11 protein-coding genes are annotated in these 14,150 nt (G+C 40.2%); 8 read left to right on the top strand and 3 right to left on the bottom strand.

From position 1 onward, the window contains the following. Window positions 1–97: 97 nt before the first annotated feature. Together DI077_RS17150 and mpl36 are read right to left on the bottom strand one after the other, a co-directional pair. Complete coding sequence (locus tag DI077_RS17150; RefSeq protein ID WP_109021499.1) at window positions 98–3,325, bottom strand: SpoIIE family protein phosphatase; 3,228 nt, start codon at window positions 3,323–3,325, stop codon at window positions 98–100. 144 nt (window positions 3,326–3,469) lie between these two features. Further along, complete coding sequence (gene mpl36 / locus DI077_RS17145) at window positions 3,470–4,375, bottom strand: RlpA family plasminogen-binding lipoprotein MPL36 (RefSeq protein WP_109021498.1); 906 nt, start codon at window positions 4,373–4,375, stop codon at window positions 3,470–3,472. A 108-nt stretch (window positions 4,376–4,483) separates the two neighbouring features. Between mpl36 and DI077_RS17140 the strand changes: the two genes are divergently transcribed. Next, complete coding sequence (locus tag DI077_RS17140) at window positions 4,484–5,380, top strand: tetratricopeptide repeat protein (RefSeq protein ID WP_109021497.1); 897 nt, start codon at window positions 4,484–4,486, stop codon at window positions 5,378–5,380. A 9-nt stretch (window positions 5,381–5,389) separates the two neighbouring features. Continuing rightward, window positions 5,390–6,304 (top strand): tetratricopeptide repeat protein, encoded by a 915-nt coding sequence (locus tag DI077_RS17135; RefSeq protein WP_242935262.1) that lies wholly within the window; start codon window positions 5,390–5,392, stop codon window positions 6,302–6,304. Window positions 6,305–6,329: 25 nt separating this feature from the next. On the opposite strand, the gene folP is transcribed toward DI077_RS17135, so the two are convergent. Continuing rightward, window positions 6,330–7,235, bottom strand: coding sequence for a dihydropteroate synthase (folP, locus tag DI077_RS17130; RefSeq protein WP_242935261.1), 906 nt, complete (start codon window positions 7,233–7,235; stop codon window positions 6,330–6,332). On the opposite strand from folP, the gene DI077_RS17125 reads away from it, so the two are divergent. From DI077_RS17125 to DI077_RS17100, 6 genes are read left to right on the top strand one after another with little or no spacing between them, the layout of a single operon-like run. Continuing rightward, window positions 7,236–9,254 carry an OmpA family protein gene (locus DI077_RS17125; RefSeq protein ID WP_109021495.1) on the top strand — a complete coding sequence of 673 codons (2,019 nt, stop codon included), beginning with the start codon at window positions 7,236–7,238 and terminating at the stop codon, window positions 9,252–9,254. Between the two features lie 52 nt (window positions 9,255–9,306). Further along, the gene (locus tag DI077_RS17120) at window positions 9,307–10,383 is read left to right on the top strand and encodes a DUF1577 domain-containing protein (RefSeq protein WP_242935260.1); all 1,077 of its coding nucleotides are present in this window, start codon (window positions 9,307–9,309) and stop codon (window positions 10,381–10,383) included. 32 nt (window positions 10,384–10,415) lie between these two features. Beyond that, window positions 10,416–11,726, top strand: a complete 1,311-nt coding sequence (gene hisS, locus DI077_RS17115; protein ID WP_109021493.1) for a histidine--tRNA ligase — start codon at window positions 10,416–10,418, stop codon at window positions 11,724–11,726. Then, window positions 11,726–12,253 carry a phosphatase PAP2 family protein gene (locus DI077_RS17110; protein ID WP_109021492.1) on the top strand — a complete coding sequence of 176 codons (528 nt, stop codon included), beginning with the start codon at window positions 11,726–11,728 and terminating at the stop codon, window positions 12,251–12,253. Before hisS ends, DI077_RS17110 begins: the two co-directional genes overlap by 1 nt. A gap of 15 nt (window positions 12,254–12,268) precedes the next feature. Beyond that, complete coding sequence (locus tag DI077_RS17105) at window positions 12,269–13,168, top strand: lysophospholipid acyltransferase family protein (RefSeq protein WP_109021491.1); 900 nt, start codon at window positions 12,269–12,271, stop codon at window positions 13,166–13,168. Continuing rightward, window positions 13,169–14,095 carry a CPBP family intramembrane glutamic endopeptidase gene (locus tag DI077_RS17100; protein ID WP_109021490.1) on the top strand — a complete coding sequence of 309 codons (927 nt, stop codon included), beginning with the start codon at window positions 13,169–13,171 and terminating at the stop codon, window positions 14,093–14,095. The last annotated feature ends 55 nt before the right edge of the window (window positions 14,096–14,150 follow it).

Below are 14,150 nucleotides of genomic sequence, written 5' to 3'. Positions count from 1 at the left end.
ATAAATCAAATCGTAACAAAAAATGGCGGGAAGTAATGTAGATAGGTTGAGTTTAAGAATCCCCGGGAAAAATCCCGAGGATTTGAAGAGCTAGGATTTAGTTTAAGCTAGTTGCTTTGTCCAAGAGTTTTGTCAATTTAACAACATTCTTGTTGTCTGGATCGATCCCTTGAGCACGCGTCACATATGTTAGTGCACGATCCACATTTCCCATCAATCGGCTTACATCGGCAAGATTGATTAGGTTTTGGAAATTCTCAGGATCCAATTTCAATGCTTCTTGTGCTGCTTTCAATGCACCTTCATAATTCCCTAATTTTTTCTCGGACATTGCAAGATAGTACCAATATTCCGAAACAGTTTCATTTTCTCTTAGAAACTCGGTGAGTACTTTCGCTGCGACGTCATAGTCTTTACCTTTGTAGCTCACAAGTCCCAAAAATTTATTTAGTTTTTGGTTGGAGGAATCGGAAAGGAAGGCTTTTTTCATTACACTGATGGCACGTTCAATCTCTCCGTTTTGATAGAGATTTTTACCTTCTTCAAAGGCGCCTGAAGTGGTAAGTGCCTTGTCCCAATCTTCCGACTGCGGTTCAAAGTATTCGTCAACGGGAGCGTCCATGATGGAATTGTCATCGTTTTGTCTGACGATTCCCGCTTTATCATCTTTGAATATGATGCTCATCATGGAAATATCATCCGTAATTTCACCAGATTCTTTGATAAGGGCTTCTACTTTGTAAATATCTCCGTTCGCTTGTTCTACGTATTTTAAAACCTGGAATTCGTCTTCGTTGATAGTGCGTACGTCTTCGTCCGGTGTAAGATCTATATCGTCGCGTCCGTCTGAACCGATGATCAGATTGTCTCCGGGTAACAACTGAAAGGTTTGGACTTCGAAAGGATATTCCGAATCCAAGCCTAATTTTCTTAATTTTAATTCGGTTTCGATAAAGCTGGCTTTTCCGTCCCTGTAAAGAATGCTGAAAGGGTGTTCCGCATTGAAGTACCAGACTTTTCCGGTTTCATCGTCGATGAGCATCACAGTGGCAGAAATAACCATCGTTCCACTGAAGGATTTGAATACGGAGTTCACCTCTTCGTAAACATCTGTTAGCCATTCTTCGGGAGTTCTGTTTAGGATACGTTTGTTTCCTGCTGACCTTGCGATGATGGAGTTCATAACGACTCCCATAACAAGCGATCCGCCGGCACCTTGCATCGACTTACCCATGGCGTCACCGTTCATAACCATCGTATAACGTCTAAAGTCATCCGGTTTTCCCAGCTTTAGGTTTCCGGTGATACAAATATCTCCTCCCAAATCTCCGGTTTTATTTCTAAACTCGAAGGTTTTCTTTTGGTGAACAAAGAAATCGGATTTGATATTGGTTGATTTGTTTGCGTTGAAAAAAAGCGGTTTTGCTAAAAGAGAGGTTAGGAAATAGTCCCCATCCTGTTGAACTTTCAATTTATGGATCTCATCCATTTTTTCCTGAAGCTCTTTGGTTCTTTCTTTTACTTTTGCTTCCAGGTTTTCCGCATAATCCTGGAGCTCTCTTCTAGCATCGCGGATTGAGGTCACCATTCCGTTGAAGGATTCCGCAAGGTATCCGATTTCATCATTTACTTGAATGGGAATTTCTACTTCCAGATTTCCCTGGTTTACTTTTTCAACACCGGAAAGCAGACTGTATAATGGATTAACAAGAGTTGCACGGAAGAAAAGTGGGAAAATAACGAGTAATACAACAAGAACAATCGCAAGAATGACTAGTTCCAATCTTGCGGATTTGTGCATGTAAGCACGGTAATCTTTGTAGTAATATCCGACTTCGTAATTGATCTTTTTCTTCGCATCATAGGCAATGTATGCCACATAATGAGAAAGCCCGTCTAAATCTTGGCGATAGTGGCGTGTTAGGTCAGGTTTGAAATAACGGAAGTATTTCAAAAATTCAAGTTTCAGATCTTGTCCTGAAATTTCTTTTCCGTCCCATTGGCAATTGTCTATGTGTTTTAAAATAGCGTCACGAAAGGTATCCACATTCTTTACTTTTTGAATATAGGAAGTTCCTTCTTCACAGAAATTCTCAGCATGAATATCTGTTAGTTTATTGGTATTGATAAAAGTTCTCTTATTGAGTTTTTCGACCAGTAAATTGACGGATTCTTTCAGCTCTTGGCTGTCCAAAGAAGCATTCTCTTCCAAATGAGCGAGGATTGAGTTTTTATAACCTTCAAAATAAGAAGGAGCTTTATTCAAAATCCCAATCAAGGCTTTGCGGTAGCCTGTAGAATCCAAATTTGCAATCTCTTTATAAAGATATGTATTGTACAAGTCGGCTTGCACCAAAGGCAAATCCAAACTCATAGATTCCGGATAATGTTTTTTTCTGAGATTCTGGGAGGCGACGTCGTATTCCAAAATAAATACAATATCTTTTGCCTGTTCCCCTCCTTCCAGAGCGCGCAATGTTTTTTGAATTGTTGCGTTATCGTAAGCAGTTTCTTTCTCTTGGTCTACCAAGTAACTGAAAGTCTGCATGACCAGAAGCATGGTAACAAAAGAGATCCCTACGATTTTAACCATGAAAGTTGTACGTTCGTTACTGGTATTGATGAAAATAATTGTAATGGAAAAGAATGCCAGAGTAAATAATAGAACCAAAGCCGTCAGGTATGTGGATCTTTCCATTGCACCGTCACGGCTCATAACGTTTGTTACGTTAGGAACGATCGCTGCGATTAATGCGGCAAGTACCATCGCACTAAGTGCTCTTCTTTTTCCACTCTCCATTTTGTAGATTCGATACCCCGGTAGAATAACAAAGGTGAGTAAAGAATAACATACGATAAAGATACCTAGGATCTTACTCGCGCTTTCCGCGTTGAAATCCCAATGGTGGGCTGTGAAATGGTATTTTTTTTCGCTGTTGAATGTTTCGTAAAAAAACCAAAGCACTACTATGGATGCAATTGAATATGTAATATATAGTAGTGTATCCCCTATTTTTTTATCAGCATCGTTCGGAAAACGAAAGAAAAATTGGCCGAAGTGAATGATTCCGTATAATATCAATCCGCCAGTGAGCCAGCGATGAAATGCCGCGATGGGATGATAGTAAAATGCCGCAAGAAAATAGCCTAATTGAAATAAGCTGATAAAAACACAAGCGAGCCCCAAGTGTTTCGTGGCGGGAGTTTTGTCTCGTAAGGTAAGAAAGAAGGTCGCTAAAATGCCCGTCAATACAGTGACGATGAGACTTCCGAAGGTATAGTAGTTGGTTAATACGTGTTCAGTGGAGAAGATGTTTTCAGTCATAGTGGGGGACTTCTAAGTGGGGGATATCCTGCAAAATCGTAACAAAATTACGTCGTAAAGCAATACATTTTCAATACAAAAGGCGTTTGGGTGCAGTGCACCAAAACGCCTTGATCGGATTCTAGGGATAGGATGTTTCTTGGATTACTTATTGGGAATAAAGCAATCAATCCCATCGTATTTTAAACGCGTTTTCAAGGATTCCGCTTTGGTTCTGTCGGAGAAATCCCCTACTTGGACCACATATTTGCCCTCTCTCGGGTAAACAAAAACAGACTGTTTGTAATCCGTTTTTAAAGTTTCCTTATATTTGAGAGCTCTCTCTTGTTCGTTGAATACACCGACTTGCACTGTATAACCTTTTGGGTTTTGAGAAGAAGCGGGTGGTTTGGAAGTAAGATTTCCCGGTTTGGCAGGAGTCAACTTTTCCGGTTTGGCGGGAACATCATCTAAAAGTTCCGTATCATCCAGATCCGCACCATCCAAATCTTCGCCTGCTGATTCTCCTTTTTTGAGAACTCGGATTCCCACTTTGGTAACCCCTTTGTCTTTGAATTCGAGTAGTTCCGCGGTTTTTTCGGAAACATCTACAATTCTTTCATCTACAAAAGGCCCTCGGTCATTGATACGAACGACAGCTTCTTTATTATTTTCTAAATTTTGAATTTTGACCAGGGAACCAATGGGCAATGTTCTGTGAGCGCCCGTCAGTTTCATTCGGTCAAATGGTTCCCCACTAGCAGTCGGTCTTCCTTGGAATTTTTGTCCATACCAGGAAGAGAGTCCGACTTCATCAAAACTTCCCGAAGCATTCGCTTTTTTCTCAGGCAAAGCCAATCCTTCTCCCGTAGATCTGGGTTTGGAATCCAAATCATCCAGAATGGATTTTGTGACCGCTTCATCCGAGGAAGCTGTGGATCTATTTTTCTGTGATCTTTCGAAAAATATATCTTCCGGATCGCCGGAAGCACTGTAATTTCTTCGTGTCGCTTCCGTAGAAGAACACGAAATAAGGCATAATACTACTGAAAAGAATATCAGTTTTTGCATAACTATCCCCTTCTTTTGGAATCTATAGAAAGTTTCGGAGAGTTTTTCGATTCTCCTTTACATTTTTCTTTGCTGGTAATGGTTTTTCTGATTCGATAAGATTCTATAATGGGCGCCGAAGGAATACAATCTTGGTTCAATGATGCGGTTCGACTGGAGAAATCAGGTCAGTCGGACGAAGCGAAGCGTTTGTATGAAAAAATCATTCAGGAAGATTCCGGTTTTTATCTCGCCTATCAAAATTTAGGTGTGATTTATGCGAAAGAGAATGATCACGTAAAAGCGACTCAGTTTTTTTCTCAGGCGGTCAAAATCCATCCTGATTTCAAAAATTGTTATAATATCGCGGTTTCCTTCTTTCGTTTGAAAGAGTTGGAAAAATCAATTCACTTCTTAAAACAAGCGTTAAAGTTTGAAAAGAAGTTCGTTTTAGCGCATCTATTACTCGCACAAATTTATCAAATCAATGAAAATGATGAAAAGACGGAAGTGTATCTTACGAATGTGGTGAAGATTGATCCGAACCACAAAACGGCATTAGGAGGGCTGGCTATGTTTTATTACGAAAGGAATCGTTATCCGGAAAGTTTGAAAATGTTGGAAAGGTATCTTTTACTTTATCCGGGCAATTCACAGTTGAGGCTGATCCAATCGGATATTTTGGCGAAACAGGGAAATTACAAAGCGTCAGCCACCCTTCTTACGGAGATGGCAACGCATGACTCCGGATTTGTTTCTTTTAACCAAACTTTGGAAAAAGCATGGGGCGAAGAAGACACTTTGGCGCAGGAAAGTTTGCACCGAATCCAAGGGAATGCTAAAAAGAAATTAAAGGAATTCAAAGCCAAATTGGAACTTTCCCGCGAAAACCCGGAAGAATTTTCCCCTCCTGATCCCCAGGAAGCAATGGATTTGAGTTTGCTCTATCTATTTAACGGAAATCCGGAAAAAGCGATGCAGTATTTGGTATTTGCTCAAAAGATGAAGGAAAATACAGAAACCTAAGGTTTGTTTTTGAAAAATACCCTTCTTCTTTTCGTTTTATTCGGTTTTACTTTTTGTTCTTACTCTATCCGGAACCAAGAGGCTTTGGAGTCGGATCAGAGGTTTATAAAACTGAATGAAACTGATCCTGCTTTTCGCTGCAATCAGGACGCTCTTAAGTATACCGGGAAGGGAGATTTGAACCGGGCAGAGCTGGCTTGGGACGCTTGCGTAAAAGATTTTTTCCAAAATACCCAAGTTCACCTAAACCGAATTAGGTTCTATTATGTTTTGGAAGAATATGAAACTATTAAGGGGAAAATCGAATCTGATTCTCCCGCCAGAAATTCTCCCGTTTATACAAAAATAATACAAGAGTTATACGATACATTGCGCTGGGAAGAAAGAGTCATTGTACTTGATGCTCTTTCCCGGGTCAAAGGTTGGGAATTGTATTCTTACGAAGAATTGGCGAATTATTATCTGCATCAGGGGAATTTCACTTTCGCAGAATCGTATTACAACCAGGTATTGGAAATCAATCCGTTTCATGAAGAAGCACTTTTCGGAATGACTGAAATTCAAACTCATCATGAGAAGTGGCATTCCGTTTTGGATTACGGAAAGTCATTGGCGGTAGCTGCTAAAAAAAACAGGGAATTTCATTACTTTCTACTAAAAGCCAATTTTGAACTGGGTCGTTATGCGGAAGGACTCAAATGGGTTGAAAATGCTTCCGACAAAGAAAAATCGCAAATCTCGTTTTTGGAAGTTTGGCGGGATTTGCTTCTTCTATCCAAAGACAAACCCAATTGGAATCCTCTTCTTCCTTATTATCGTAAAGCGGTAGCGGAAGGTTACGCGGTGCCAGAATCCGTTTTTTTTCCTACTTTGGATCCTTCCGGACGGGAAACTAGAAAAGCAATCCGAACGGGAAGAGAATAGTTTTTTCCTTAAATAATCTCTAGGTTTATTTTCCTAACAAGCTTAAAATTTTTTTTGCCTGAGTCAGTTTCAAAACATCATGAGTTCGGATCATGGGGACTTTCTTTTGGAGCAAATAGATCTCGGTAGCAAAAGTAGGCATTTCCCGTTCCTTCGGAGGTAAACCGCCTAATACGTTTCCCAAAAAGGATTTTCTGGAAACGCCCAACATCAATCGGGGAAATTCGGATAAAATCCGGTCGATGTTGCGTAACACTGTGAAGGACAGTTCTGGATCCTCTCCCAGAAAAAAGCCCATTCCCGGATCAAAATAAATCCGCTCTTCCGCAATTCCCCAGGAAGTGAGTTCGGATTTTCGATCCCGAAAGAAATTCAAGATGGTAGGTACCACATTTTCTGGTGTGAGTTCGGATTTTTCCTTCGCAATACCGAGCGTATGCGAATGCATCACGATCAACTTGGCTTGGCTTTGGGAGAGAAATGGATCTTTGAATAAGGATCTTGCATCCGGGTGGGTAAATCCAGTGATGTCATTCAGTACTTGGGTGCCCGCTTCCAATGCTTTGGCCTGGACGTTCGGGCGGAAACTATCCACACTCGTAGGAATTCCCAAGGAGATAAAATGGCGTAGAGTAGGTTCGATTCTTTCCCATTCCAATTCTTCGGAGACGAGTGCGGATTTCACATTGGAAGATTGGCCGGAAATATCCAGATAATCGGCTCCGTCATTTCGCAATTTTTGCCCCTGCTCTTTTGCGGATTTCGGGTCCAAAAACAAGCCCCCATCCGAAAAGGAATCTGTCGTCATATTGAGAATTCCGAAGATTTGGCTCATTGAATTCATTTCAAAGACTAAGGCGGAAGCGACAAATCCTTCTTTTTTACCTTGGCAGAAATTTCCCTTAAACCGATAGAATGAAGGAAGAGCCAAATGAAACGATATTTTTCTCTATTACCCCTTTTTGGTCTCGCTCTCTGGGCCCAACCTCTCCCGAAAGTGAAAGATGTTCGCTTTAATCAGCCTCTGAATACCCAAAATGTGGAATACAATCCGATTGTTTCCCCTTCGGGAAGATATTTGGTGTTCCAGTCCAATCGTCCCGGGGGGGAAGGCGGTATGGACATTTGGATTTCTGAAAACAAAAGTTTTCCGGATCGTATGAAATATCCGGAATGGGATGCTCCTAAAAATTTTCGCGAATTGAATACTCCGAATTTTGAAGGGATGTTTTCGATTCTATTTGATGAAGACGAAAAACCGTACGAATTGTACTTTACTTCCGTAAGAAACAAAGATGTAAACGACTCTAAAAAAAATATGGAAGGATACGACGGATTAAATATCTATTATACGAAAATCAATCATAGAACAGGGCTTTGGTCGGCTCCCGTTGCCTTAAACGAAGTCAACTCCAATTTCGAAGATAAAATGCCCGCTCTGTCACCTGATGGATGTTCTATGGTTTTTTCCTCCAACCGCCCGGGAGGTAGGGGAGGTTATGATCTTTGGATTTCCAAAAGAAATCCTTTGACTGTCCCTGAAACAAAACAACCTAACTTGGACAAACCTAGTTTGTTTTGCAGAGATGGAATTTGGCAAAAACCGATCGCTTTGGGTGAAGTTATCAATTCCAAGGAAGATGAAATCAGTCCCTCGTATCATTGGGATGGAAACCGGATTTATTTCAGTTCCAATAGAGAAGATAAAAATAAAAAATTCAGTTTCTATTTTTCGGAAATGAATCCGGAAACGGCTGTGTTTCAAAAACCGGAGATCCTCGGCTCTCCTTTTAACACCAAACAAGGTTTAAGCGCGGATTCTACCGGTTTTCCTTTTGATACTCCTGCGGATTATTCCACTTACAGTTTATGGGAAGAAAGTGATAATGAAGGGATTTCCGTAACACACGATGATCTTTGGTTTTATTTTTCTTCCAATCGTCCGGGAGGAGAAGGCCAATTCGATATTTACCGTACGCAAGTACCGGAAGATTTGAGAAGGTCTTATGAATTTTTGTTTCGCGGTTTGGTTCTGGACGGATCGGAAGCAATCATGATCGGCTTAGACGCCACTTTAAAAATTTACGATGAAACCAAACCGATTCAAATCATTACCTCCAAACGGATCGGAGGAGATTTGAGCAGTGAAGATTTGGAAAATTTCAGAACGATTTTAAAAACAGGCAAACTGTATCGGGTAGAAGTTTCCTCGCCCGGATTTCATCCGCAAGAATTACTGATCGATCTACGTGGGAATGTGGGAAAAAATAAAGAACAATACTCTCGAATTGTTTTACAACCGATTCGTCCTATAAAAGATGATCGTCCGAATAAAACCATCCAAGGAATCCGTTTTATCGTAAAAGATAGAAAAACCGATCTGGTGATTCCGAATGCGGAAATTATTTATTTTGATGATTTGACAAGGAAAGGTAAGGTGATTGTTTCCAAAGACAATACTTTCCATTTGGAAAAAGAACCTACTTACGCTTTTGAAATTTTAGCAAAAGCAAAAGGTTATAAAGAAGAGACTTTCCTATACCCGGATACGGCGATCAAAGATATGGTGGGGAAAGAGACTGTATTGTATCTTAGAAATCTAAGTGATTTTGACGAACTGTACAATACGGTTATCTATTTTCCATTTAACGAAAGATCATTGCGTGCTGAAGATAAAAAAAGATTGGATTTGTTTGCGGATTATTTGATTCACCATAAAAATGAAAAAGTGGAAATCGGCGGACATACGGATAATGTGGGCAAACGGGAATATAATATCACTTTGAGTGAAGACCGGGCAAATTCGGTTTATCAATATCTTCGTGACAAAGGCGTAGCCAAAGAGAAAATGAAGATACAAGCATATTATTATTCGCAACCTATTTCTGATAATGAGACAGAAGAAGGCCGTGCTAGAAACCGGCGGGTAAATTTCAAAAAAATAGACTGATATGATTAGTATCCCAAAGACACATTACAAGACCGATAGGGAGTGGGCTCCCATGGAAGAGTCCCTTAACATTCAAGATCTCTACAAACAGATGATGAATGCGGAAGGGCTCTACCTGAAAGGTTATGATACTCAAATCAAACTGCGCTTTAAGGGAGAACGCCCCGACGGTTCGCATATTTTTGAAATGGAAGCGATCCCTGATTTTCCGACCGAACGTTTCACTGTTTATACAACTCCTTCTTTTCAGGTGGAAGTGGATTACCAGATCCTAAGCAAAAAAGACAATCTGCTACTGGGTAAGTTGATTGAAAAAAGACAGTCCTTTGCCGTTCGCCAAGATCCCAGAAATGAAAAAGTATATGGAAGTGTTTTGGCTTCCAATTTTCTCGTCGCAAAAACGGATATAGATTTTTCTAAATTAACGGGCGTTAGTTCTCAGGTGATTCTTACTGATATCCATAGAAATCTCTTAAAAGATTATCCTCAATCCAAGGTAGTTTTCATCTCTTCTTCCGAAATGAATGATGAAGTGGAATTGATGCAATTGTACAAAAAACCGCTTTATTTGATCAATACGCAAGTCATGGAATCGGCACCGCTTCCGGATGTTTATGATCCGAAAGAGACTTTTGAAGAAGATTTTCTATTGGATGATAAGATAGCGGAATACAAAAGAAAAAAAATGAGTTCATTTCTGTATTACCCTATCTTTATCAAAATGAACGATTTGCATTTTTTTGCATATCTTAGTTTGGAATATGAAAAGTCTCCTGTTCCCATTGCGGTTTTCGAATTATTTAAAGAAGTTGAAATCACCTTCCAAGAGAGAATCATGGATTCAAACACGCATATATTGGATTTAAAACAGAATGTTTTGAATGTATCCAAGGGCGGAGTTGCTATCGAAGTGAGAGATCCGGAGATTATAAAATCCCTGATGATCAAACCTTCGATGACGATTGATATCAATTTTAAGATGCAGGCACCCATTCGTATGGCAATGGAACTTCGACATATGGAAGAGATTCATGATTTCTATGTTGTAGGCACTCGTATCATCGGATTGAGCGGTGGCGATAAACGCGGTAAGGAAATCTACGAGAGCTTAATCGAGTTTTTTCGCTAAACAAACATTATATTAAAAGGCAAAGTCCTGATTTGAAAGAACAAAAATTAACCACTGCGAATTACAAAGGCACTCGGGATTTTTTTCCCGAAGATATGAGATTACGCAACTATCTGTTTTCAGTGATGAAACAGGTCGCTATTTCCTACGGATATGAAGAATACGACGGTCCGATGATCGAGTCTTTGGATTTATATCGGGCAAAAACCGGGGAAGAAATCGTAGGCAAACAAATTTATAACTTTATAGATAAGGGCGGTCGTGAAGTTGCCATACGACCCGAGATGACTCCGACTGTTGCTCGTATGGTGGCAAGCAAACTCAGGGATTTACCAAGGCCGATTCGTTGGTTTTCCATTCCCAATCTTTGGAGATACGAACAGCCGGGCCACGGACGTTTGCGGGAACATTGGCAACTCAACGTGGATATGTTCGGAGTGAATCATTTCCGGGCAGAGTTGGAAATTTTTTCTTTGGCTTGTGACATTCTATTTGCTTTCGGTGCTCCTAGAAATTCTTTTCGAGTGAAAGTATCCCATCGTTCTCTTCTGGATGAATTTTTCAAATCAGGCTTGAAATTGAAACCGGAGCAAGCGCACGAAGTTTCCAAGATCCTGGACAAAAAAAATAAAATCACCCAGGATGAATATGTTGCACTTGTTTCGAAAACGATCCCTGAAGATCCCACGGCCGTATCGAAGATTGACCAGTTCCTTGCGGCAACTGTGGAAAATATTCATACGATTCTCGGTCTGACTGCAGAAACAATTCAAAAGATAAACGATCTTTTCTCAGGACTGAAGGATCTTGGCCTTGCGGACATAGTCGATTTCGATCCTTCCGTAGTACGAGGGTTTGATTATTATACCGGATTTATATTTGAAATTTTCGATACAAGTCCGAAAAACAAACGTTCATTATACGGTGGTGGCCGTTATGACAACCTGATCGGACTTTTTTCCAATGAGGAACTTTCCGGAATCGGCTTCGGACTCGGTGATGTCACTTTGCAAAACTTTTTGGAAACACACGGATTATTGCCGAATTTATCCAATGCGAATACGGTTTACATTCCTCTCTTGGATGATGCTTCTTTTTCTTCCGTGCAGAGTTTGGCAAAACGATTCAGAGCTGCAAATGTTGCCGTGGATCTTTCTTTGCAAACTCAAAAGATGGGAAAACAACTTTCCTATGCCGAGAAGAAAGGATATAGATGGATTCTGATTCTCGGGGAAGAAGAAATCAAAAATCAAACAGTAACTTTAAAGGATATGGTTCATCGGTCCCAGGAAGAATTGAAATGGGACGATGCTTTACAAAAAGTTCGAACTGAACTGTCCTAATGAATTTTATATCCGTTATCGATCAAAAGTTTTCTATCTGGATACAAACCCATCTGCACAGCCAAAGGTTGGGTTGGATATTGTCCAGAATCAATAAAGGAGAGATGTTTGCACTTATCCTTTTGCCACTGATGTTTATCAGTGATTTGTACAAGCCTGTCTACGTTTCTCTTCCGGTTGTTCTGATTTTCACTTACGGAACCGATCGTTTGGTTTTATCTTTAAAAAAATATTTTTCCCGCAAACGGCCTTTGGTCAGTGTAATGGGAAAAAAAGATTCCAATCCCGATATGAAACATTCTTTCCCTTCGGCACATAGCGCCAATTCTGCGGTAGTCGCAACCATTCTTGTGTTCGGCTTCGGAGAAACGGCCTGGTTTTATTTTTTCAGCGTATTTGCAGGCGTAGGAAGGTTGTTGACACTTCATCATTTTTTAAGCGATATCATTGGTGGTTGGATCATCGGTTTTTTGATTGGACTACTCGGTGTCGGCGCGTTAGTATTTTTACGATTGAATCTTCTATAAAAAGGGAGGGAAGAGATGAAAAAAATCACTCATCTATTGTCATTCTGTCTTGTTTATATTTTTTATTTTCCGTTTAAAATTCTGCCTTACAAGACTTGTTTGTCTTACGGTGTTTTTCTCACAAAACTGATTTTTCCTTTGGCAAAAAAACACAGAAAGATCGCCGCAGAAAATATAAAATTCGCCTTCCCTGAAAAGTCGGAGGAAGAGATTCAAATTTTAGTCAAAAAACATTTCAGACATTTAGGACATCTATTGGCTCATACACTTTGGGCTCCCCGTATGACGAAGGAATGGTTGAATAAATATCTGGTTTTGGATGAGGAAAGTTTAAGGATCGAAGAAGAAACCAAAAAACAAGGAGTAGGTGTTGTTCTGATTTCAGGCCATCTGGGTACTTGGGAGGTTTTGGTTCAGTTTTTGGGAATTCGAATGAAAGGCGGAGGGATTTATAAAAAAATCCGTAACCCTTTTGTGGATTGGCTACTTCGTAAGATGCGATCTAAAAACGGAATCGTTTTGGTTCCTGTTGAAGAGTCCACGCAAGTTATCAAGATGTTGAAACAAGGATATTGGGTGGGATTCGGGTCTGATCAGAATGCGGGTAGCGCAGGTATCTTCGTGCCTTTTATGAACCGACAGGCTTCTACTTTCGTGGGTCCAGCCCTTATGGCCTATCTCACAGGCGCGAAAATGTTATACTATTCAGTGTTATCCGGTGAAGACGGAAAAGTCATCGTTCGGGTAAAAGATCTTGGTTTTGTGGACAAAAAGAAATTTCCTACTAAAGACGAAGTCCTTCGTTATTATACCGAACTTTGGACTCATACTTTGGAAGGAGAGGTGAAACTTTTCCCGGAACAGTATTTCTGGGTGCATCGCAGATGGAGAACTCAACCGAAAGTAGATGTATAGATGAAAGATAAACTTTCGACTCTACTAGAACCTTTTCGTATTTATAAAAAGGAAAATCCCGATTATCTTTTTATTCTATTTACCTATTGCATTATAGCCTTATCGATAACTACCGAATATACTTTCGATATCGGAAATACCTATCCGATACTAGGTGTTACTTTAAATTATTCGATTCCTTTTTTTTCGTTAATTCTTCTTCATTCGTTCCGAAATAAAAGTTTTTGGATTTTCAGGTCACCTCGCTTTTGGACGATTTTTTTCTGCATCATCACAGCACTTGTAATCAGCGAAAATGTAAGGATCATAGCGATATTGATCAGAGACACCGTGGCCGTGGAAAATCGATACGCAGCATATAAATTTGCGATACAACTCAAGATTTGGATTTTTTACGGGATACCACCATTAATTTGTTATGCGATTCTGCGTTTCCTGAAAAAGGATCCGAGAGAATCGGGCCCTTTGGAAACGAAGGCGGAGATTCCCATCACTTCTTATTTGCTACTGCTCGGACCTATGGTGATCGTTGTATTTTTTGCCGCTTTAGGAGAAGACTTTCAAAATTATTATCCCAGAGCGCCTAGAGACCAGCCAATGATCGGATTTCAAACATCTTTACCGATCATACTTATATTCGAAGTTTTTTATTCCCTTGCATTTGTTGCGACAGAATGGTTTTTCCGGGGTTTTGTAATCCGAATCCTACATCCATTTTTCGGAAAAAATGCCGTACTGCTGATGACCGTTCTCTATGTAGCAATTCATTTTGAAAAACCGATTTTGGAAACGATTAGTTCTTCCATCGGAGGATTTACGTTGGGGATTTATTCCTATTATACGGGGAAGATCCGAGGCGGCGTACTCATCCATGTAGGGATCGCACTTGCTATGGAAATCATTCCCGTCCTTTTGCGAATAACATAGATTAAGTTGATAATTGAAGTTAGGCGACCTCCCGAATCCTTCGGATTCGGGACCG

It is taken from the genome of Leptospira kobayashii (assembly GCF_003114835.2).
Taxonomy (GTDB): domain Bacteria; phylum Spirochaetota; class Leptospiria; order Leptospirales; family Leptospiraceae; genus Leptospira_A; species Leptospira_A kobayashii.
The sequence above is the reverse complement of the archived record's forward strand: the minus strand, read 5'-3'. Positions and strand labels throughout refer to the sequence as shown.